Below are 20,752 nucleotides of genomic sequence, written 5' to 3'. Positions count from 1 at the left end.
TTATCCTATTTCTTTATATAATAAGTCCAATCCTTCTCTTATAATTTGTTGGTGTGGTTGCTTGGAAATACACACAAACTCGGTCAATGAAAAATCTTCAGGAGCCACTTCATACAATCCCAATTGCTCCATTTCATCTAAATCCTTCACCATACATGCCTTAAGCAATTGTAAGGGATAAATATCCATTGGAAATACCTTTTCATATTGTCCGGTAACCACAAAGGCGCGGTGCTCTCCATTGGTATTGGTGTTCAAATCATATTTTTTGTTGGGAAACAACCATGAGAATGTCAACGCTCTGGTCGAGGATATTTTGTTAAAAATAGGTTTGTTCCAACCAAAGAATTCGTAATCATCTCCTTCAGGAATAGCAGTAACCGTAGTATTATAGTATCCCAGACAACCGTCCTGACTAGATTTTAAACCCGTAAGCACATCCCCATTGATGACTCTGAAATTTTCTCCATTAACGCCACTTGCGTATAAGAAGGTAGAGATCTCAGCCCCAATCTTGGTGGTATAGTATTTCGGTGTTTTTACGGAAGAACCTACCAAAGCTATCGTTCTTTCCGCATTGAACTTCCCAGTCATCAAGAATTCACCGATAATCAATAAATCCTGGGGAGTAACCGTCCAAACAGTCTCTCCTTTATTGATAGGATCAATTTTGTTGATTTGGGTTCCCACCAAACCGGCCGGGTGAGGCCCGGAAACCTGGTGCAGACTAATTCCCTTTAGATTTGCCAAGGGCGAAGTCGTGGATTTCCCTACGGAAACATGTACCTTTCCTGGGGTCAATTTCCCCAAGGCCGTAATTGCAGTTTGCAACACTTCTTCTTTCCCTTTCAGCACATAATCCATATCTGCGGCCAAAGGCGCAGTGGCATAACCTGAAATAAAGATTGCCTTTGGGGCAACCTCAGGATTTGCAATGATGTCATAGGGGCGTTGTTTTATAAAAGGCCAACAACCCGATTTCAACAAACTTGCTTTAATTTCTTCTCCAGAGGCAGTTTCTACTGGTACTGCTTTATGCTCTAGTTGTTCTTGTGTTTTATCTGCCAGTATTTTCAAGGAAAGAATTTTACGGCGTTCCCCGCGCTCAATAGCAGCCAATTCACCACTAACTGGGGAAACAAACATAATTTCTTCCTTACTCTTGTCATAAAACAGAGGTTCTCCCGCTTTCACTTCAGCACCTTGTTTCACTAACATTTTGGGAGTTACTCCATGAAAATCTTGAAGATTTATTGCATAAACGTTGCTCAATACGGCTTTTGAAGTAGTCTGCTCTGCAGCGCCGACAAGCTTAACGTTTAAGCCTTTTTTAATCCGGATGTCTTTGGACATATATCGTAGACCTTAGGTTAACAAAATTTCGTGCAAATTTAGGACTTATAAGAACGTTTTCATAATAATTATAGTATAAATTTATGGCTTTATACACTTGTTAATTTTTAAGGTATGCTTTTTGTTTACCTTTACTTAAAAAATTGGAACAAAATGTCCTTAAACCTTAAACAAATTCTTTTTTTACTTTTCGTGCCTTCACTATTTGCGCAGGTTCAAGAAGAAGTAAATCCTCCAGAAAATATTAAGTCCATTGTATTTAAAGGCCCCACCGATGACCAATTCCCCATTGTGCAATTAAATGAGTCCTTTACGTTGCAATTCGATGACATTTTGGCCAATGAACAGGATTATTATTACAAAATAGTACATTGTGATTACGATTGGACTCCTTCGGACCTTCTCCGGTCGCAATACCTTAGTGGTATGGACAACCAACGCATTATTGATTATGAAAATAGTTACACCACGCTGCAACCCTACTCCAATTACCGACTTACCATTCCCAATAGCAATACACGATTACGAGTAAGCGGAAATTACCTTATTGAAATTTACAACAGCTATGACGAACTGCAATTTTCAAGAAGGTTTGTGGTCTACAAGAACTTGGTTCAAGTGGGCGCTACCGTAAAACGAACCCGGGACTTTAACTATCTCAATGAAAAACAGGTCGTTCAATTCAAAATCAATGCAGCGGATTTCCGACTGGTCAATCCTAAAAAAGAGGTGAAAATTGCCATTTTACAGAATTATCATTGGCCTACTACGCGTTATGGCATCAAACCCCAATTTACGGTCGGTAATGAATTGATCTACAGATATGATACGGAAACCAGCTTTTTTGGCAGTAATGAATTTTTAAATTTTGACACCAAGGATTTAAGGGTTCCCACAGCAATTATTTCGGCGGTTGAACTAAAGGACCTGTATCACCACTATCTATTTACGGATCGTTACAGACGCGATCTGGAATATACCTATTACCCGGATATCAATGGGGATTTTGTGGTACGGACGCTACAGGGCGATGATGTTTCCAGAGAAGCGGAATATTCCAAAGTGCATTTTAGCATTCCCTATACCCCTGAATTGGGATTGAACAATGTGTATGTCTTTGGAAAGTATAACAATTATGATTTAAACGATGAAAACAGAATGACCTATAACGAAAGTACGGGTCTTATGGAAGCTGAATTATTGTTCAAGCAAGGGTTTTACAATTATAAATATGTGGTACAACAGGAAGATGGGACTATTGATTTAAACACGATTTCCGGAAATTTTCACTTTACGGAAAACAACTATCTTATTCTGGTCTATTATCGAAATTTCGGGGATATGTTCGACAGCATTATAGGAATAGGCAGTGCCAATTCCAGGGATATTACCAATTGAGACAGCACAGCTTCTTTTTGCCCTGACATTCCTTCTGATAATGGCTACTACCGCCTTAGGCATGCCACTATTGCACACCGAAAGAATTTCTTAAATTTGCCCGGTAACCCAGTGCGTTTATACACAGGAAAGACATCGCCGTTACACTGACCAAACACCTCTTTGCACTTTTATTTTATGAGCGACAAAACCAACCTCACCCCAGTAGCACAGCACTTAAAATACCGTGGGACCCAATGCCTCAATTGTGGCCACCCATTGGATATCAGTGACAAATACTGTCCCAATTGCTCTCAAAAAAACAGTACTAAAAAATTGAGCATCAAGGATTTCTTTGATGAATTCTTTGCCAACTTAATTTCTTACGATTCCAAGCTATTAAAAACCCTGACTGCGCTACTATTACGCCCTGGGCAGATTACCCGGGATTATATCCAAGGAAAACGAGTCTCCTACACCAATCCCTTTCGGTTTCTTTTGAGCTTGTCCATTGTGTATTTCCTATTATTTAATTTTTCAGGAAATATTTCGGATTTGGACCGTTTTGGAGGCCTTGAGGATAACTTGTACCGCTACAGCAATATCGGGGAAGATGCCATTCCCAGTGGAGATCAACTCAATTTTGATTTGACCAATGAGGAGGAAACCCAAAAAGCGATACAGGTTCTGGATTCCCTAAATTTCCAAGAAAACATCCTTAAAAACTCCAAACGACGGGATTCCCTGATTAAAGCTGACCCTGAAGCGTATTTCAAGAAAATAGAAACCACCTCCTTTATTGAAAGTCACTTTAAAAAACAGGAATTCTTTTCTACCTTGATACGTGACGAAAAACACTATAATTTTGATAGTCTCATTTCTAAATATCCCCAAATAGAAGTTAGTTTTTCCAATAGATTGGCCTTTAATACCGCCAGGAGCTTTATTCGTGCTGCCCAGCAACCCGGAACCTTTATTAGCGCCATCATTTCCCGGCTTCCATTTGCCACTTTTTTCTTTTTACCCTTCTTTGCCATCTTCATTTGGGTGGCATACATCAGAAAAAAATACAATTATACCGATCATCTCATCTTTAGCTTTCACAATCAATCATTGTTCTTTATCTTGCTCATTGTAAGCTTCTTGGTCGATTCTATTTTCAAGACCGAAAGTGGAGGGATTTTCATATTGATCTTTTGTTTTTATCTCTATAAGGCCATGCGAAAGTTCTACGAACAAGGAAGATTTAAAACTATTGTTAAATATGTATTCCTTAATACTATTTTCTTTATTTTAGCAATGCTGTCAGCAGTAATGCTTTTCGTAGGGAGTGCATTTACATATTAAGACTATGATTACTAAAGTAACAAAAGGCATAAAAATTTCGGTCAACACTAGTTTTGAAGGCACTTTCTTCAAGAACTACAAAATGCACTTTGCTTTTGGATATACCATTACTATTGAAAACCAAAGTAAAGATGCGGTACAGCTTACCTCCCGTCATTGGGACATTTACGATGCGCTCAATGAAATGGAAACAGTTGATGGCGAAGGTGTTATTGGAAAAAAGCCTGTAATCAGACCTGGGGAATCGCACACCTATAGTTCTGGCTGTTTGTTAGCCTCTCCCATTGGTGCCATGAAGGGACATTACAATATGGTCAACTTTAGTTCTACCGAAAAATTCAGGGTATATATTCCAACCTTCAAATTTAGCGCTCCTTTTGCCTTGAATTAATCCAATTTAAGTCGCTTTTTAAATTTTATAAACGTCTTTGGTTTTACTACCTTTGACCAGATTTTAAATTTAAAAATAGACCATCATGGGTAAAGGATTTTTTCAAGTTCCAGCAGCAGTGAACGAACCTATAAAGAGCTACGCTCCAGGTACTCCGGAAAGGGAGGCCGTGCTTCAACAATACGATACTTATTTTAAGGGAAGTGTAGATGTCCCAATGTACATAGGCAGTGAGGAAATACGCAGCGGAAACACTAAGCCAATGTCTCCTCCACATGATCATCAGCATGTTGTAGGTCACTATCATACTGCAAACAAAGCACATGTTTCCCAAGCCATTTCCAATGCCTTGGAAGTAAGAACAGCCTGGGCGGAACTTGCCTGGGAGCAGCGCGCAGCCATCTTTTTAAAAGCGGCCGATCTTATTGCTGGGCCTTATCGCGCAAAAATAAATGCGGCTACCATGATAGCGCAGTCCAAAACCATTCATCAAGCAGAAATCGATGCCGCTTGTGAATTCATAGATTTTCTCCGATTTAACGTGGAATTCATGTCACAGATTTATGAAGAGCAGCCAGATTCAGCAGAAGGTATTTGGAATCGTGTAGAATATAGACCTTTAGAAGGTTTCGTTTACGCCATTACCCCTTTCAATTTTACGGCAATAGCTGGCAATTTGCCCGCAAGTGCAGCGATGATGGGGAATGTTGTGGTTTGGAAACCAAGTGACAGTCAAATATTTTCGGCAAAAGTTATTGTTGATGTGTTCAAGGAAGCAGGGGTTCCGGACGGAGTTATCAATGTAGTATATGGAGATCCCGTAATGATTACGGAAACCGTTTTGGCCAGTCCGGATTTTTCTGGAATCCATTTTACAGGTTCCACTTTCGTATTTAAAGAACTTTGGAAACAAATTGGCAACAATATCCATACCTACAAAACCTATCCTAAAATTGTTGGGGAAACCGGAGGGAAGGATTTTATTGTAGCCCACCCGTCGGCAAAACCACAACAAGTAGCCACGGCTATTACCAGAGGTGCTTTTGAATTCCAAGGGCAAAAATGTAGCGCCGCTTCCAGAGTATATCTACCGGAATCCACGGCAGAAGAAATCCTGACCGCATTAAAAGCAGATATTGCTTCCTTCAATAAGCCCGGTTCTCCAGCCGATATGAGCAATTTTATTACTGCGGTAATCCATGAAGGCTCTTTCGATAAATTAGCGAAGTATATTGATCAGGCCAAGGCAGACAGTAGCGCTGAAATTATTGCAGGGGGCAATTACGACAAATCCAAAGGATATTTTATTGAACCCACGGTTATTCTAACTACAGATCCAAATTACACCACTATGGAAACAGAGTTGTTTGGACCCGTAGTTACCATCTATGTCTACAAAGACGCGGATTGGAGCGATACGTTAAAAATGGTGGACAATACTTCTGAATATGCATTGACGGGTGCCGTATTGGCCAAGGATCGTTATGCCATTGAAGAGGCGACCAAAGCGTTACAGAACTGTGCAGGTAACTTTTATATCAACGATAAACCTACCGGAGCTGTAGTAGGGCAACAACCTTTTGGTGGTGCCAGAGCCTCTGGAACCAATGATAAGGCGGGATCTGCACAAAACTTACTTCGTTGGGTTTCCCCTAGATTGATCAAAGAAACCTTTGTGACACCAGAAGACTATCGTTACCCTTTCTTGGGATAAGAGAAATTATATTCATCATTCCAATGGCTCAGTTTTACAAAAAAGCTGAGCCATTTTCTTTTCTACACCCCTTAAAAAAAACAAAAACTCCGCAACAATTGCCCAGAAAATATAGGATGAGGCTCCTATTTAGTAAGACGAACAAGGCAATATCAATGTAAATTTAACGTTAATTAATTGTAAAATACATGTAAAAATAAGATATTTGATATTCAAAAGACCGCCCCATGAAACATTCCAAGAAAAACAAAAAGAAAAAAAAAGCCTCTTTTTCCTATGATTATCTCAAAGCATATGTGGAGGAGCAGAATGAAAGAAAACGCCGGGAAGCCCCTTCTTCCCTGTTTCAGTATTTAAAAAAATACGCACAAAATTACACCCGGAAATACCGCCAAACCTTTGATGGGATGTATGAGATATAAATTCGCTTAAGCTTTATATTTCATGGGGAGATAGACCACTTTTTTTGTTTCATAAAAAGGCTCTTTGAAATAATCGGGCAAATCAAAAATCGCTGCAGTTCTATAGCCTTGCAATTCTTCGGAAAGATCCCCTCCTTTAAGGTATAAGATTCCATTTTTTCGCTGATGTTTGGATTCTTTTTTTATTTTTCCTTTTACCCATCGTACAAAAGTAGGCATGGCCGCCACTGCCCTACTCACAATAAAATCAAAACGCACGTCCAAATCCTCTACACGCATATGCTTGGCCGTGACATTTTGCAATCCTAAGCCCGCGATAACCTCTTGGACTACTTTAATTTTCTTTCCTATGGCATCTACTAAAGTAAAGTGCACTTCCGGAAAAAGAATGGCCAGCGGTATTCCGGGAAATCCACCTCCGGTCCCGACATCCAAAACTGTACTTCCAGCTTTGAATTGCTGTATTTTTGCAATCCCCAGGGAATGCAGCACATGCCTTAGGTACAGCTCATCAATATCCTTTCTGGAAACTACATTTATTTTTTGGTTCCAATCCTGATATAGGTGTTCCAATTGTTGGAACTGTTCTTTCTGAATAGCCGTCAATTGAGGAAAATACTTAAAAATAATCTCCGCTTTCATATCTTTTGTAACATTTCGCCAAAAATAACACTTTAGAAATCATAAATTTTTTCTTTTTAAGATTCTATTATATTTGATGCGCTGGAATTGCCTTATATTTACCAAAAAATTGATAAAGCATACTACAAATGGAGCATAAGACCATTAAATTTTCTAGAAAAGATCCCGCCCAATTTTTCCGAACGTTAAACAAAAGGGTTAATGAATATTTCAAAGAAAATAATATAAAGAAAACTGGAAACTGGCGCCTCCACTTGAAAACGGTAATCATGTTTGCCATTTTTTTAACCCCTTATTTTTTATTGTTGACACTTAATCTGCCTATTTGGGCCAACGTACTTTTAACTATTGTTATGGGAGTTGGTATGGCCGGAGTAGGAATGAACGTAATGCACGATGGCAACCATGGGGCTTATTCCAATAAAAAATGGGTCAATAAACTCATGGGCAGCAGTATCTATATTCTTGCTGGAAATGTATATAATTGGCAAGTACAACACAATGTACTTCACCACACCTATACCAATATTCACGAACATGACGAGGATTTGGAAGCAGGACGGATTTTGCGGTTTTCAAAACACGCCACTTGGCACAGACATCATAAATTTCAGCATTATTATTCTGTGTTTCTGTACGGACTATTAACGTTTAATTGGGCCATTACTACAGATTTTCAGCAAATGTATCGCTATATGAAGCGTAAATTATCCTATGGCAAATTACCCAGTCCTGTCATTAACTGGAGTACGCTGGTAATCACCAAATCGCTTTACATTGTCATCTGGATCGTACTACCTCTTATTTTTATTGATATTGCTTGGTGGAAAATACTATTGGGCTTCTTTTTAATGCACTATGTAGCCGGAGTTATTTTGAGTGTCGTATTTCAGTTGGCCCATGTTGTGGACGAAGCAGATACTCCCCTTCCGGATGAACAAGGCTCTATGAAGAACACTTGGGCCATACACCAGTTGTCTACCACGGTAAATTTTGGCACAAAAAATAGAATTGTAAATTGGTTCACCGGCGGATTGAATCATCAGGTTGAACATCATATTTTCCCTAACATTAGTCATGTACATTACACAAAAATCTCTAAAATTGTTAAGGAAACGGCAAAGGAGTTTAATTTGCCCTATAATGAGTACAAAACTACCAGAAAAGCTATAATTTCGCACTTCAAACACTTAAAGGAGCTGGGCAAGAATCCAGCTTTGCAGTACTAGTTAAATACAACCACATGAGTAACCATTTATCCGATAGAATTAAAAACATGTCTACTTCGGCCACCCTAGCTATGGCCGCAAAAGCAAGAGAACTACGCAATCAAGGAAAAGATATCATTGGTCTAAGTCTGGGCGAACCCGACTTCAATATTCCTGACTTCATCAAAGATGCCGCTAAACAAGCGATTGATGAAAATTATAGCAGTTACTCTCCTGTAGATGGTTATGGCGACTTAAAAGAAGCCATTTCCAATAAATTTAAGCGTGATAATTCCTTGGAATATGGAATACAACAAATTGTGGTATCCACAGGAGCAAAACAATCCCTGGCCAATGTTGCCATGATCATGTTGAATCGCGGAGATGAAGTAATACTACCTGCCCCTTTTTGGGTGAGTTATAGCGACATTGTAAAACTCGCAGAAGGAGTACCGGTACAGGTCAAAACCAGTATTGATACTGATTTTAAAATGACTCCGGAGCAATTGGAAGCCGCTATTACCCCCAAAACCAAAATGCTCTGGTTCAGCTCTCCTTGCAATCCCAGTGGATCCGTATATAGCAAATCGGAATTGGAAGGCTTGGCAGCCGTATTGAAAAAACACCCTAATATCTATGTCGTTTCTGATGAGATTTATGAACACATTAATTTTGTGGGCGGACATGTGAGTATTGCCGGAATTGAAGGTATGTATGATAGAACGATTACCGTAAATGGGGTTTCCAAGGCCTTTGCCATGACTGGATGGAGAATAGGGTATATTGGCGCTCCGGAATGGATTGCCAAAGCCTGCACCAAATTCCAGGGACAAATTACCAGTGGCGCCAATGCCATTGGACAACGCTCTACCATTGCCGCTTTACAGGCTCCTGTAAGCAAAATTCAATTCATGATCGATGAATTTCACAAACGGCGTGATCTTATTCTACAACTATTAGGAGAAATTGAAGGGTTTAAACTCAATGTTCCGGAAGGTGCGTTTTATGTTTTTCCTGATATTTCCTCCTTCTTTGGAAAAAATCTAAACGGCACTACCATTCAAACCGCTTCCGATTTGTCCATGTATATTCTGGAAAATGCCAATGTAGCTACCGTCACCGGGGAAGCCTTTGGTAACCCCAACTGTATCCGCATATCCTATGCTGCATCTGAAAAAGAATTACGCGAAGCCGTAGCACGAATGAAAGCTGTATTGTAATACGCCTTTAGTATAACTATCAACAAAACCTCTTCCATTTTATTTGGAAGGGGTTTTATGTTTTACACTGCTCTATTTCAAAAACACAGGCTTCGTCCGCGGATTCTATTTGAAGCGTGGCACAAGCGAGGTGATATCGGGACAATAGTTGCAATACTTCCGACTTAATTTCCTGATTTCTTGACAGTGCCACTGTACCATGGGTTCGAATATGTGTTGAAAAAACCAATTGTTCCCCGTCCAATGACCAAAGATGTGTGCTGTGCAAAGAAGCCACATCTTTAATTGCTAATACCTCTTTTTTAAGTTGGGCTAAGTCCACCTCTTTAGGAACCGCTTGTACCAGTATACGAAGTACTTTCTTCAATTGCCGTACCACATTAATGAGAATGAATAGGGATATCCCAATAGAAAGTACCGCATCTAACCATGGCACTCCATAAAAAGTCATGATAAGAGCCCCAATCAACACCGCCACCCAACCCAGTACATCTTCAATGAGATGCCAGGAAATCAATTTCTGATTTAATGAGGTTTCCCCTGCCAGTTTCCATGCGGCATAGCCGTTGACCAGAATACCGATAATTGCAAAGACCACCATTCCCTGGGCATCTACTTCTTCCGGTGCCACTAAACGCTCAATAGCTTCGCGAACCACAAATATGGCTCCAACGATCAAAATTATCGCATTTAAGAGCGCTCCTAACAAGGATAAACGTTGATATCCAAAGGAAAAAGTGTCACTTGCCCCTTTTTTGGATTTCGTTTCCAAATACCAGGCGGTACCCAAAGCAAGGCTATCCCCAAGATCATGAACCGCATCGGAAACAATCGCAACGCTGTTCACATAGAACCCCCCAATAATTTCCAAGAGCGTAAATCCAAGGTTCAAGAAAAAAGCCAACCTGATATTCTTCGTATCTCCATGATGATGATGATGGTGGTGGTGCCCCATATACTTTTGTATTTATGCCTATAAAGTGAACCTTAGAAGGTAACAGTCGATTGCGACCCTATACAAGATAGCAATTATTCCGAACGCTAAGGGAGCGATATTAGATCTTCTTCCAGAAATATGGGGTAAGTAATATCAATACAGTAAAGAGTTCCAAACGTCCCAAAAGCATCAGAAAACAACACCACCACTTTCCGGATACGGGTAAACTGTTGTAATTGCTTACAGGGTCCAAACTTCCAAGAGCCGGCCCTACATTCCCTAGAGATGATGCAGCACCACCCACAGCAGATTCAAAATCAAGCCCTAAAAATCCAAGGACGAGTGCGCCTATAATGAACAGCAACATATACAGCACAAAAAAAGCAATGATATTGTATACGATATGCTCTTTAACGGTGCGATTATTATAGCGCACAGGGATAATAGCATTGGAATGCAAGGTTCGTTTAAATTCCAAAAGGCCATTCTTCACGATCAATAAGTGTCGCATTACTTTAATCCCCCCTGCTGTAGATCCTGCGGACCCTCCCAAAAACATCAATCCAAAAAAGAATACGGTAAGAAAAGGAGTCCAGCTTGTGAAATCGGCCGTCACAAAACCTGTTGTGGTCACTACGGCAATGACTTGAAAAAAGGCATGTCTAAAAGCACTTTCCCCTTCTCCAAAAACCATGGGATGAAAATCAGATACGGGAACATTGGCTTTTAAATAGACCACTAAAGCTGCAATAAGGGTAAAGGACAGGATAAATATACTGTAGAACTTAAATTCTTCGTCGTGCAGCACTTTTTGCACCTTTCCTTTAAATGCAAAATAGCTCAAGACAAAATTACTCCCCGCCAAAAACATAAAGAACGTAACAATATATTGAATCAAAGGTTGATCGTTCCAATATGCCAAACTCGCATTTTTTGTAGAAAAACCACCCGTAGATAAGGTGGCCAGAGAGTGATTGATTGCATCAAAGAAGGACATACCTGCCAATTTTAGCAATAAGGTTTCGGCTACGGTATATCCAAAATAAATTAGCCATAACCTTTTGGCCGTATCCGTAATCCGAGGGTGTAATTTATCTGCACTGGGACCAGGAGCTTCCGCAGCAAAAAGTTGCATTCCACCAATTCCCAGTAAAGGAAGAATGGCAATAGCTAACACTATAATTCCCATTCCCCCTATCCAATGGGTAAGGCTCCGCCAAAATAAAATTCCCTCCGGTAAGGCTTCAATATCGTCAACAATGGAAGCCCCCGTGGTTGTATACCCGGAGAAGGTTTCAAAAAAAGCATTGGTAAGTTGTGGAATTGCCCCTGAAAACACATATGGCAATACTCCGGAAAGACACATAACAAGCCAACCTAAGGTTACAATGATATACCCTTCTTTACGCTTAACTACCTTTTCATGACCGCGGGTATAGAACATGGCCAATACTCCTACAATCATAGTCACAATAGCTGCCAAGGTGATGTCCAAGGTTGCTCCATCCTGATAGATGGCACTGACCAAAGCTGCCAACACCATAAACCCACCATTGAATAACAATAGCAGACCCATGAGGTGAAAAATGATTTTGGAATTCAATCCCATGATAGCTGCATTGATTTGGCTACAATATCGTTGTTTTTATGTGTCATTTTATGATCGAACACTTACAAGAAGAGTTTTTCTACTTTTGGAATAGCTCGAGGCAGGCAACAGACCACCACACGATCTCCTTCAATTATTTTAAAATCCCCCAAGGCCGTAATCCCCACATTATCTCGTATCACTCCACCAATGGTTGCCGATCGGGGAATATTTAATTCTCGGATGATCTTTCCATTTACAGCCGATGTCCTTTTTACAATAAATTCCAGGATTTCAGCATTGAGATTGTTCAAGCGAGTCAGGGCAACGACTTCTCCTTTTCGGATATACCTAAAAATATTATTCGCCGCTAAAAGTTTTTTATTGATCAGGGTATCTATACCGATGGACTGCGAGAGTTGAAAATAATCCATATTCTCTACCAGGGCTATGGTTTTTTTAATATGTTTTGATCGTGCCACCAAACAAGACATGATATTGGTTTCAGAATTCCCGGTTACCGCAATAAAGGCGTCCATGGATTCTAAACTTTCTTCATCCAACAACTCTACATTTCTACCATCTCCATTGATGACAAGCGCATTGGGAAGATCGTCGGCAATGTCAAAAGCTTTTTCTTTATCCTTCTCTATTAATTTAACATTGAATTTATTGGCACAGAGGTCACGAGCGGTTTTAAAACCAACTTTACTCCCTCCCAAGATCATGACATTTTTAATTTCTTTTTTCTCTTTTCCTGTAAGCTTATACAATTCATCTACCCCCCCTGAAGAAGTTATAAAATATACTTGGTCTTCTTCCTTAAAGACGGTATCTCCCCTCGGAATAATGGTATATTGCGTCCCAACCCGTTGAATGGCAATGGGCATAAAATGCAGTTCAGGAAAAATTTTGGCTGCTTCCTTTACCATTTTACCCACAAAGGGTGCCGTTTTAGGCAAGGAGACCCCCACCATAATGAGTGCACCTTCTTCAAATTCATAGGTATCATTAAAGGCAGATTGGTTGAGTAGTAATTGTATTTCCGTAGCTGCCAATTCTTCGGGAGAGATCAACTCATCAATTCCCAGTTCCGAAAACTTGATCACCTCCTTATTATCCACAAACTCCGTATTGGAAATTCGGGCTATAGTGCGCTTACTGCCCAGCTGCTTGGCCAACATACAAAGGGTAAGATTTGTAGTTTCGGACGAAGTCACGCCTATGACCAAATCCGAATTTTCAACTTGGGCATCCTGTAATACGGCTATCGAGGTGGCATCTCCCTTAAGCACCCTAATATCCAAGTGGGTATCTGCATAGGTGAGGCTTTCCTTATGACTATCGATCAAAGTAATGTCCTGAGATTCGTATGATAGTAGTTTTGCTAAATGGAACCCTACTTCACCGGCGCCGGCAATAATAATTTTCACGCGTTTTGTTTTTTCTGGAAAAGACCCATATTACAAAAAGAAATGGAAAAGTACTAGTACATATCCTTTTAGAAGAACACTTGAGTCCTTACCACTCATTTAAAAAAGTTTGTAAAAAATCGCTTGGCTAAAGTACACAATTATTTTGTTTACCTCATCAATGCCATAGTACAAAACTACGGCTTTCGTGAATTATTGCATGGGGTCCAAGTCGCATTTAAGGGTTACCGGCAATCTAAATAGAAGTGAAATTAGCTAGGTCGGGATATTTTTTATGTTCTATCTTTGCAAAAAATTGTCCACATGGCCAACAAGGTAACTCCTTATAAAAATTCAGATTTAGGAAAAAAAGAACAGGTAACCCAAATGTTCGATACGATTTCCGATGACTATGATGGGTTAAACCGGGTAATTTCGTTTGGCATAGATATTAAATGGAGGAAACGAGTGGTGGCCTTGCTCAAAAAAAAGCAACCCAAAAACATTCTCGATATTGCTACGGGGACTGGGGACTTGGCCATTAATCTTGTTGAAACCGGTGCGGAGAATATTGTTGGATTAGACATTTCCCCGGGCATGTTGGAAGTGGGCAAAAAAAAGGTAACAGCCAAAAAACTGGACCAAACTATAGAAATGATGGTCGGGGATAGTGAGAACCTTCCTTTTGAGGCCAATACTTTTGAAGCAGTCACTGTTGCTTTTGGCGTAAGAAACTTTGAAACTTTGGAAAAAGGTTTGGCCGAAATTTATAGAGTACTAAAACCTGGAGGGACTTTTGTGGTCTTAGAGACTTCCGTACCTACCAAAACACCGTATAAACAAGGGTATCGCTTTTACACCCGATTTATTCTTCCCACAATAGGCAGAGTGTTCTCCAAAGATCAATCGGCCTATTCCTATCTATGTGAATCCGCATCTCTTTTTCCTTATGGGGAGGCCTTCAACAATATTTTACGCAAAATTGGGTTTATAGCTATAGAGAACAGCCCCCAAACATTTGGAGTGGCATCAATATATGTAGCTACAAAGTAAAAGCATGAAAAACATTTTTTTCTTTTTGGGCAGTGTTTTGCTCTTATACCCTATATCTTCCCAAGCACAGTTTAACGAGGATCCCATTATAAATTTGGAGACTATTGATAAACCTTTATTAAATTGGGGCTATTTTTTGGGCTTCAACCAATATGATTTCAAGTTTGATTACAAAGAAGATTTAGGTCCCAGAAATACGGATATTCTTGTAGAAAAAACTTTTGGCTTCAATGTGGGACTCATTGGAGAGCTCCGTTTGAATCAATTTTTGGATCTGCGCTTGGAGCCCGGTTTATTTTATACCCAACGCAATTTGGGCTTCCCTGGTTTTGACAATGCCAATGACGCCATTCGTGAAGTGCGATCTACCTATATCAATGTTCCCTTATTATTAAAGGTCAGTGCCAAAAGATTGGGAAATTGGAAACCCTTTCTTGTAGGAGGTCTGTCCACCTCCTTAAATCTTGGGAGCAATGAAGACAGTCCTGATGACAATAGTAGTGGCACTTTTAGACTTACCAAAACTACCTACTATTATGAGGTGGGGTTTGGAATTGAATTTTATACCGAATATTTTAAGTTCACTCCTTCCATCCGAGGAACTTTTGCACTTACCGATGAATTGATACCCGATCTTGACCCCAATAGTCCTTGGACCGGTAATATAGAATCTCTAAAGACCAGGGGTATCTTTATCAATTTCACTTTTGAGTAGGAATCTTAACATCCATCCCCTATCTTAAGTTCTATGCAATTCACTGAGCAATATTGCCGTTGCCGTAGCTACATTGAGGCTTTCGGCCGTTTTTTCTCCAAATTGGGGAATCGCGGTCTTGACATTCACTAAGGCCTGCATATCTTTGGATATGCCATTTGCCTCATTCCCCATAAGCAATATTCCTTCTGAAGGAAAATTTTGTTGACGCATATCATCACCATCCATAAAAGCGCCATAAACCTTACGTGGATCTTCTTGGAGTTGCTTTTCCAAATCCACATAATGTAGCTGTACTCTGGTAATTGACCCCATAGTAGCCTGCAAGACCTTAGGGTTGTAACAATCCACAGTATTTCGGGAGCAAATCAAATGTTCAATCCCGTACCAATCGCATAAGCGAATAATGGTCCCCAAATTTCCCGGATCTCGGACATCGTCCAAAGCAACGGACCACCCTTCCGTGGAAATGCTTTTGTGTTCCGGAATAAAAAAAACGCCCAGCGCAGTATTGGGATGTTGCAGCCCGCTCATTTTTTTTAATTCAGCTTCGCTGACCTGTTCAATAATTTCAGCTTGAGTCCTTAGTAATTCAACCTGTGTACTGTATACTTTATGGGCCACAAAATCGGAATCCAGGAGCTCTTGTACCATTTTTATTCCTTCCACTACAAACATTCCGTTTTTAATTCGGCATTTTTTTTGCTGTAGGGTTTTTATAAATTTTATTTGGTTTTTAACAACCATACAAATAATGTATTTTTGAACCCTATGAGGATTCCTTTGTGTTTTAGAAAAAGCTTCACAAAAATAAGCTTATTATCACTATGTATGGCCATGCTGTCCTGCAATGCACTCAAAAGGGTTAAAGACGATCAATTATTGTTGAATAAAAACAAAGTTATCGCCGATGATAAGAAAATCTCCAATGGCGCCGTTCAAAGCCTAATCCTTCAAAAACCCAATAGTACAATTCTGGGGTATCCACTTCGCCTCAACCTATATAATCTTGCCAAACCCAATCCGGATTCTTCTTTTCAGGATTGGCTACAACGCAAGGAAAAAAGGGAAAAACGCCTCAACAAGCTCCTCTCAAAAAAACAAGTTAATCGTTTGGGGGAATCTTTCATTGTTAAGGGATTCAGCGAATGGTTGAAGAGAATTGGGGAACCCCCTGTAATTGTTGATAGTGTCAAAAGCACAAAATCCCTAGCCCGTCTAAAGGCCTATTATCGTTCCAAGGGCTATTTTAATGTACAAGGAGCATTTGCGGTTGACAGCAGTTCCCGTAAGCAAAGAGCAGATGTTACCTATGACCTACAATTGGGAAATCCGTATATCATTGACACCATATCCGAAAACATCCAATCCAGCGCAATTGATTCCATCTATCAGTTGCACAAGATAGATTCCTATGTCAAGGAAGGGCATCAGTTTAATTCCTCCAACTTTAATAAAGAAAGGGAGCGCCTTATTCAATTGTTTAGAAACTCGGGCATATACAACTTTCAGGAGAGTTCCATTCGGTATACTATTGAACAGGATACGGTCAATACAGATGATCAGATGCTCAATGCCACATTGAACATCAACAATCTAAAAAAACGTACAGGGGATTCCCTCACAGGTTCGGAATATAAAGTACACCGTTTTGACCATATCAATATTTATACAGACTATGAATTTGACACGGACAAAAACACCTTGCAATCTGTTGACTATGAGAATTACAGGATTTATTTTAAGGACAAATTAAATTATATCCCTAGAGCCCTTACCGATGCTGTCTTTCTAGAAAAAGATAGTGTGTATACCGACCTGGATCGCATACGTACCCGGAGACAGATTACCAACCTCAATACCTTTAGGTATCCCAATATTGAGTTTATTGAAGATAGTACCCGGACCAAACTGACCACGAACATCTATTTATCGCCGCTCAAAAAGAATTCCTTGGGCGTTAATTTTGAATTTACCCGATCCACCATTCAACGCTTGGGGGTTGTTCTTGGCGCTTCCTTTCTAAAACGAAATATTTTTAAAGGGGCGGAAACCTTGACCATTAGTGGAAGGGGGTCTTTTGGGCTTTTGAGCGATACTTCTTTACCCGAAGATTTTTTTTCAGAGATTGGTGGGGATATCAATCTTTCCTTTCCTCGAATATGGTTCCCCTTGTTGAATACCCGAAAAATCATTCCTTTCTACATGCTCCCTAAGACCAATGTGTCTATGGGAATTAGTTTTCAACAAAACATAGGACTGGACAAACAGACCTTTAATACCGTATTTGGGTATGACTGGACTCCCTCGGATCGTGTAAAAAACACCTTGGAATTATTGAATATACAGTTTGTACGAAATGTAAATTCCGAGCGTTTTTTTAATGTATACCAAAACTCCTTTGAGCAATTGGATGCCATTGCTGATGATTTTCAAGATGATCCAGCGCTTGCCGAGTTCTTTAATGATGATCCCGACCCACAATTAATTATTCCCAACGGCACCACCGGATTTACGAATGCAGTATTAAATGAAGGCCTGATTCCCAACGGGGATGAAGACTTCAATACGGTTCGTAATATTAATGAACGACAAATACGTTTGACCGAGAACAACCTCATTTTTGCCAGTAACTATAGTTTTTCTAAAAACAACAAGAGCAATCCCAACGATGCGAGTTTCAGCCAATACCAAATTCGTTTAGAAAGTGCAGGGAATCTGCTATCGGGGATTTCAAGGATCATCCCTTTTGAAGAGAACAATGGAGATCGGCTCATTTTTGGTGTCCCCTATTCCCAGTACATCAAAACCGACCTTGACTATATAAAGCATTGGGATCTTTCCAAATCCAAAGTATTGGCGTTTCGCAGTTTCCTTGGGTTGGCCGTTCCCTATGGCAACTCGGATAACATTCCCTTTGCGCGTAGTTATTTTGCAGGCGGCGCAAATGATAATAGGGCATGGTTTCCGTATTCCCTGGGGCCTGGAAGAACACAAAACATCAATGATTTTAATGAAGCAAACCTCAAAATAGCCCTGAATTTGGAATATCGTTTCCCTCTTGCCGGAGATTTAAAAGGCGCTTTATTTGCCGATGCGGGAAATATCTGGAATGTTTTTGACAATGTGGATGACCCCGATGCCACCTTCAACGGTATCAGTTCCTTGGCCGATATTGCTTTGGGCACTGGCTTCGGATTGCGCTATGACCTCACCTACTTTGTCTTTAGGGTCGATGTTGGCTTTAAAACCTATAACCCCGCGGAAGAACCTTCCCAAAGATGGTTCAGACAATTCAATTTTGCGAACGCTATACCGCAAATAGGCATAAATTATCCGTTTTAGAGGAAATTATTTTATTACTTTTGTGAATTAATTTAAAAAGAGCTCAACAAAACTATCATGACTACCCATTCGATCAAACCAGGAGTTGCCACAGGCGATGAAGTACAAGAAATTTTCAACTATGCCAAAGCAAAAGGGTTTGCCCTTCCTGCTGTAAACGTTATCGGCTCCGACACCATCAATGGTGTACTGGAAACAGCAGCGAGTCTAAATGCTCCTGTCATCATTCAGTTTTCCAACGGAGGCGCGCAATTCAATGCTGGTAAAGGATTATCCAATGATGGTCAGCGAGCTGCCATTCTAGGTGCTGTTGCTGGAGCAAAACACGTACATCAATTGGCCGAGGCTTATGGTGCCACGGTTATTTTACATACCGATCATTGCGCTAAGAAATTATTGCCTTGGATCGATGGTCTTCTGGAAGCCAGTGAACAACATTATAAAGAAACTGGAAAATCGCTTTTTAGTTCCCATATGATCGATCTTTCCGAAGAGCCTATTGAAGAGAACATTGAAATTTGTAAGAGCTACTTGGAACGCATGGCCAAAATGGACATGACCTTGGAAATAGAGTTGGGAATCACTGGTGGAGAAGAAGACGGGGTAGACAACTCCGATGTGGATGATTCAAAATTATACACGCAACCCGAGGAAGTTGCCTATGCTTATGAAGAACTATCCAAAGTAAGTCCAAGATTTACCATTGCCGCTGCTTTTGGAAATGTGCATGGTGTTTACAAACCCGGAAATGTAAAATTAACGCCTAAAATCCTTAAGAATTCCCAGGAATATATTTCTAAGAAATACAATGTGGAACACAATCATATTGATTTTGTTTTTCATGGAGGGTCTGGATCTACCGTAGAAGAAATCAGGGAAGGAATAAGTTATGGTGTTATCAAAATGAATATTGACACCGATTTACAATATGCCTTTTTGTCTGGAGTCCGTGACTACGTTCAAGACAAAAAAGATTTCTTACAGTCACAAATCGGAAACCCCAATGGAAGCGATGAGCCCAATAAGAAGTTCTATGATCCCAGAGTATGGTTACGAGAAGGAGAAAAATCTTTTGTAGAGCGATTGAAAAAAGCTTTTGAAGATTTAAATAATGTGAATACATTGTAGTCCCGTAAGGGTTATATCAACTTAACATTCAGCTTATGTCATCTTGGTTCAAAAGAAAGGAAAAAGGAATACAGACTGCTACCGAGCAAAAGAAAGACACTCCCAAAGGGTTATGGTATAAATCCCCGACCGGGAAAATTGTGGAATCTGAGGAACTTGCCAAAAACTATTATGTCAGTCCAGAAGATGATTATCACGTTAGAATTGGAAGTAAAGAATATTTCGAAATTCTTTTTGATAATAAGTTCAAGGAATTGGATACCAAATTAACATCCAAAGACCCCTTAAAATTTGAAGATAATAAGAAATATTCCGATCGTTTAAAGGCCGCGCAGCAGAAGACAGGCCTGAATGATGCCGTACGAACTGCAGTGGGCAAGTCCCTTGGAAAAGATGTGGTGATTGCTTGTATGGATTTCAGTTTTATTGGAGGTTCTATGGGAAGTGTGGTTGGCGAAAAGATTGCACGGGCTATTGATCATGCCATTAAAAAGAAAATCCCCTTTGTTATGGTTTCCAAATCGGGAGGTGCACGAATGATGGAGGCAGCGCTCTCCTTAATGCAATTGGCGAAGACTTCTGCAAAACTTGCACAACTGGCCGATGCAGGAATTCCTTATATCTCCCTTTGTACGGACCCAACTACGGGCGGAACTACCGCCTCTTATGCCATGTTAGGCGACATTAACATCTCTGAACCTGGTGCCTTAATCGGCTTTGCAGGACCGCGTGTGGTAAAAGAAGCCACAGGAAAGGAACTTCCAGAAGGCTTTCAGACCGCAGAATTTGTAAAAGAACACGGTTTCTTGGACTTTATTACCCATAGAAAGGATCTAAAAAAGAAAATCAATCTTTATATCGACTTAATACAGAACATTCCCGTTCGATCGTAATTGTACG

Annotated in this window: 18 protein-coding genes; 12 read left to right on the top strand and 6 right to left on the bottom strand. The window is 40.1% G+C overall.

Annotated features, from left to right (window positions below):
- Window positions 1-1,353 carry a Na(+)-translocating NADH-quinone reductase subunit A gene (locus ACEXOE_RS21225; protein WP_394750874.1) on the bottom strand — a complete coding sequence of 451 codons (1,353 nt, stop codon included), beginning with the start codon at window positions 1,351-1,353 and terminating at the stop codon, window positions 1-3.
- A 153-nt stretch (window positions 1,354-1,506) separates the two neighbouring features.
- Between ACEXOE_RS21225 and ACEXOE_RS21220 the strand changes: the two genes are divergently transcribed.
- The 5 genes from ACEXOE_RS21220 (at window position 1,507) to ACEXOE_RS21200 (ending at window position 6,604) form a co-directional block, all read left to right on the top strand.
- Window positions 1,507-2,751, top strand: coding sequence for a type IX secretion system plug protein (locus tag ACEXOE_RS21220; protein ID WP_394750873.1), 1,245 nt, complete (start codon window positions 1,507-1,509; stop codon window positions 2,749-2,751).
- Between the two features lie 177 nt (window positions 2,752-2,928).
- Window positions 2,929-4,077: a DUF3667 domain-containing protein gene (locus tag ACEXOE_RS21215; protein WP_394750872.1), complete on the top strand. Its 1,149-nt coding sequence runs from the start codon at window positions 2,929-2,931 to the stop codon at window positions 4,075-4,077.
- A 4-nt stretch (window positions 4,078-4,081) separates the two neighbouring features.
- Window positions 4,082-4,468, top strand: coding sequence for a Co2+/Mg2+ efflux protein ApaG (gene apaG / locus ACEXOE_RS21210; protein WP_394750871.1), 387 nt, complete (start codon window positions 4,082-4,084; stop codon window positions 4,466-4,468).
- A gap of 85 nt (window positions 4,469-4,553) precedes the next feature.
- Window positions 4,554-6,182 carry an L-glutamate gamma-semialdehyde dehydrogenase gene (pruA, locus tag ACEXOE_RS21205; RefSeq protein WP_394750870.1) on the top strand — a complete coding sequence of 543 codons (1,629 nt, stop codon included), beginning with the start codon at window positions 4,554-4,556 and terminating at the stop codon, window positions 6,180-6,182.
- 227 nt (window positions 6,183-6,409) lie between these two features.
- Entirely contained in the window at window positions 6,410-6,604 is a 195-nt protein-coding gene (locus ACEXOE_RS21200; protein WP_394750869.1) for a hypothetical protein, read from the top strand.
- 6 nt (window positions 6,605-6,610) lie between these two features.
- On the opposite strand, the gene rsmG is transcribed toward ACEXOE_RS21200, so the two are convergent.
- Entirely contained in the window at window positions 6,611-7,246 is a 636-nt protein-coding gene (gene rsmG / locus ACEXOE_RS21195; RefSeq protein ID WP_394750868.1) for a 16S rRNA (guanine(527)-N(7))-methyltransferase RsmG, read from the bottom strand.
- 128 nt (window positions 7,247-7,374) lie between these two features.
- On the opposite strand from rsmG, the gene ACEXOE_RS21190 reads away from it, so the two are divergent.
- Together ACEXOE_RS21190 and ACEXOE_RS21185 are read left to right on the top strand one after the other, a co-directional pair.
- Complete coding sequence (locus tag ACEXOE_RS21190; RefSeq protein WP_394750867.1) at window positions 7,375-8,475, top strand: fatty acid desaturase family protein; 1,101 nt, start codon at window positions 7,375-7,377, stop codon at window positions 8,473-8,475.
- Window positions 8,476-8,489: 14 nt separating this feature from the next.
- On the top strand, window positions 8,490-9,674 hold the full coding sequence (locus ACEXOE_RS21185; RefSeq protein WP_394750866.1) for a pyridoxal phosphate-dependent aminotransferase: 1,185 nt from the start codon (window positions 8,490-8,492) through the stop codon (window positions 9,672-9,674).
- Between the two features lie 55 nt (window positions 9,675-9,729).
- Here ACEXOE_RS21185 and ACEXOE_RS21180 read toward each other — a convergent pair whose 3' ends face one another.
- From ACEXOE_RS21180 to trkA, 3 genes are all read right to left on the bottom strand, one after another.
- The gene (locus ACEXOE_RS21180) at window positions 9,730-10,629 is read right to left on the bottom strand and encodes a cation diffusion facilitator family transporter (protein WP_394750865.1); all 900 of its coding nucleotides are present in this window, start codon (window positions 10,627-10,629) and stop codon (window positions 9,730-9,732) included.
- A gap of 100 nt (window positions 10,630-10,729) precedes the next feature.
- Window positions 10,730-12,220, bottom strand: coding sequence for a TrkH family potassium uptake protein (locus ACEXOE_RS21175; RefSeq protein WP_394750864.1), 1,491 nt, complete (start codon window positions 12,218-12,220; stop codon window positions 10,730-10,732).
- A 62-nt stretch (window positions 12,221-12,282) separates the two neighbouring features.
- Window positions 12,283-13,632, bottom strand: a complete 1,350-nt coding sequence (trkA, locus tag ACEXOE_RS21170; protein ID WP_394750863.1) for a Trk system potassium transporter TrkA — start codon at window positions 13,630-13,632, stop codon at window positions 12,283-12,285.
- A 303-nt stretch (window positions 13,633-13,935) separates the two neighbouring features.
- Here trkA and ubiE point away from each other — a divergent pair, with 303 nt between their 5' ends.
- Window positions 13,936-14,664: a bifunctional demethylmenaquinone methyltransferase/2-methoxy-6-polyprenyl-1,4-benzoquinol methylase UbiE gene (gene ubiE, locus ACEXOE_RS21165; protein WP_394750862.1), complete on the top strand. Its 729-nt coding sequence runs from the start codon at window positions 13,936-13,938 to the stop codon at window positions 14,662-14,664.
- A 4-nt stretch (window positions 14,665-14,668) separates the two neighbouring features.
- A complete protein-coding gene (porT, locus tag ACEXOE_RS21160; RefSeq protein WP_394750861.1) occupies window positions 14,669-15,379 on the top strand; it encodes a type IX secretion/gliding motility protein PorT/SprT in 711 nt (236 codons plus the stop codon).
- A 24-nt stretch (window positions 15,380-15,403) separates the two neighbouring features.
- Here the strand turns inward: porT and ACEXOE_RS21155 are convergent, their stop codons facing one another.
- On the bottom strand, window positions 15,404-16,057 hold the full coding sequence (locus ACEXOE_RS21155) for an RNA methyltransferase (RefSeq protein WP_394750860.1): 654 nt from the start codon (window positions 16,055-16,057) through the stop codon (window positions 15,404-15,406).
- 153 nt (window positions 16,058-16,210) lie between these two features.
- Here ACEXOE_RS21155 and tamL point away from each other — a divergent pair, with 153 nt between their 5' ends.
- Genes tamL through accD form a run of 3 tightly spaced genes read left to right on the top strand, consistent with a single transcriptional unit; the run spans window position 16,211 to window position 20,745 of the window.
- Complete coding sequence (gene tamL, locus ACEXOE_RS21150) at window positions 16,211-18,724, top strand: translocation and assembly module lipoprotein TamL (RefSeq protein ID WP_394750859.1); 2,514 nt, start codon at window positions 16,211-16,213, stop codon at window positions 18,722-18,724.
- A gap of 57 nt (window positions 18,725-18,781) precedes the next feature.
- Window positions 18,782-19,852, top strand: a complete 1,071-nt coding sequence (gene fbaA, locus ACEXOE_RS21145) for a class II fructose-bisphosphate aldolase (RefSeq protein ID WP_394750858.1) — start codon at window positions 18,782-18,784, stop codon at window positions 19,850-19,852.
- A gap of 35 nt (window positions 19,853-19,887) precedes the next feature.
- Window positions 19,888-20,745 (top strand): acetyl-CoA carboxylase, carboxyltransferase subunit beta, encoded by an 858-nt coding sequence (gene accD, locus ACEXOE_RS21140; protein ID WP_394750857.1) that lies wholly within the window; start codon window positions 19,888-19,890, stop codon window positions 20,743-20,745.
- Window positions 20,746-20,752: the final 7 nt, after the last annotated feature.

It is taken from the genome of Spongiimicrobium salis, from assembly GCF_043678055.1.
Classification (GTDB): Bacteria; Bacteroidota; Bacteroidia; order Flavobacteriales; family Flavobacteriaceae; genus Spongiimicrobium; species Spongiimicrobium salis.
This window is presented reverse-complemented; position numbering and strand designations above follow the sequence as displayed.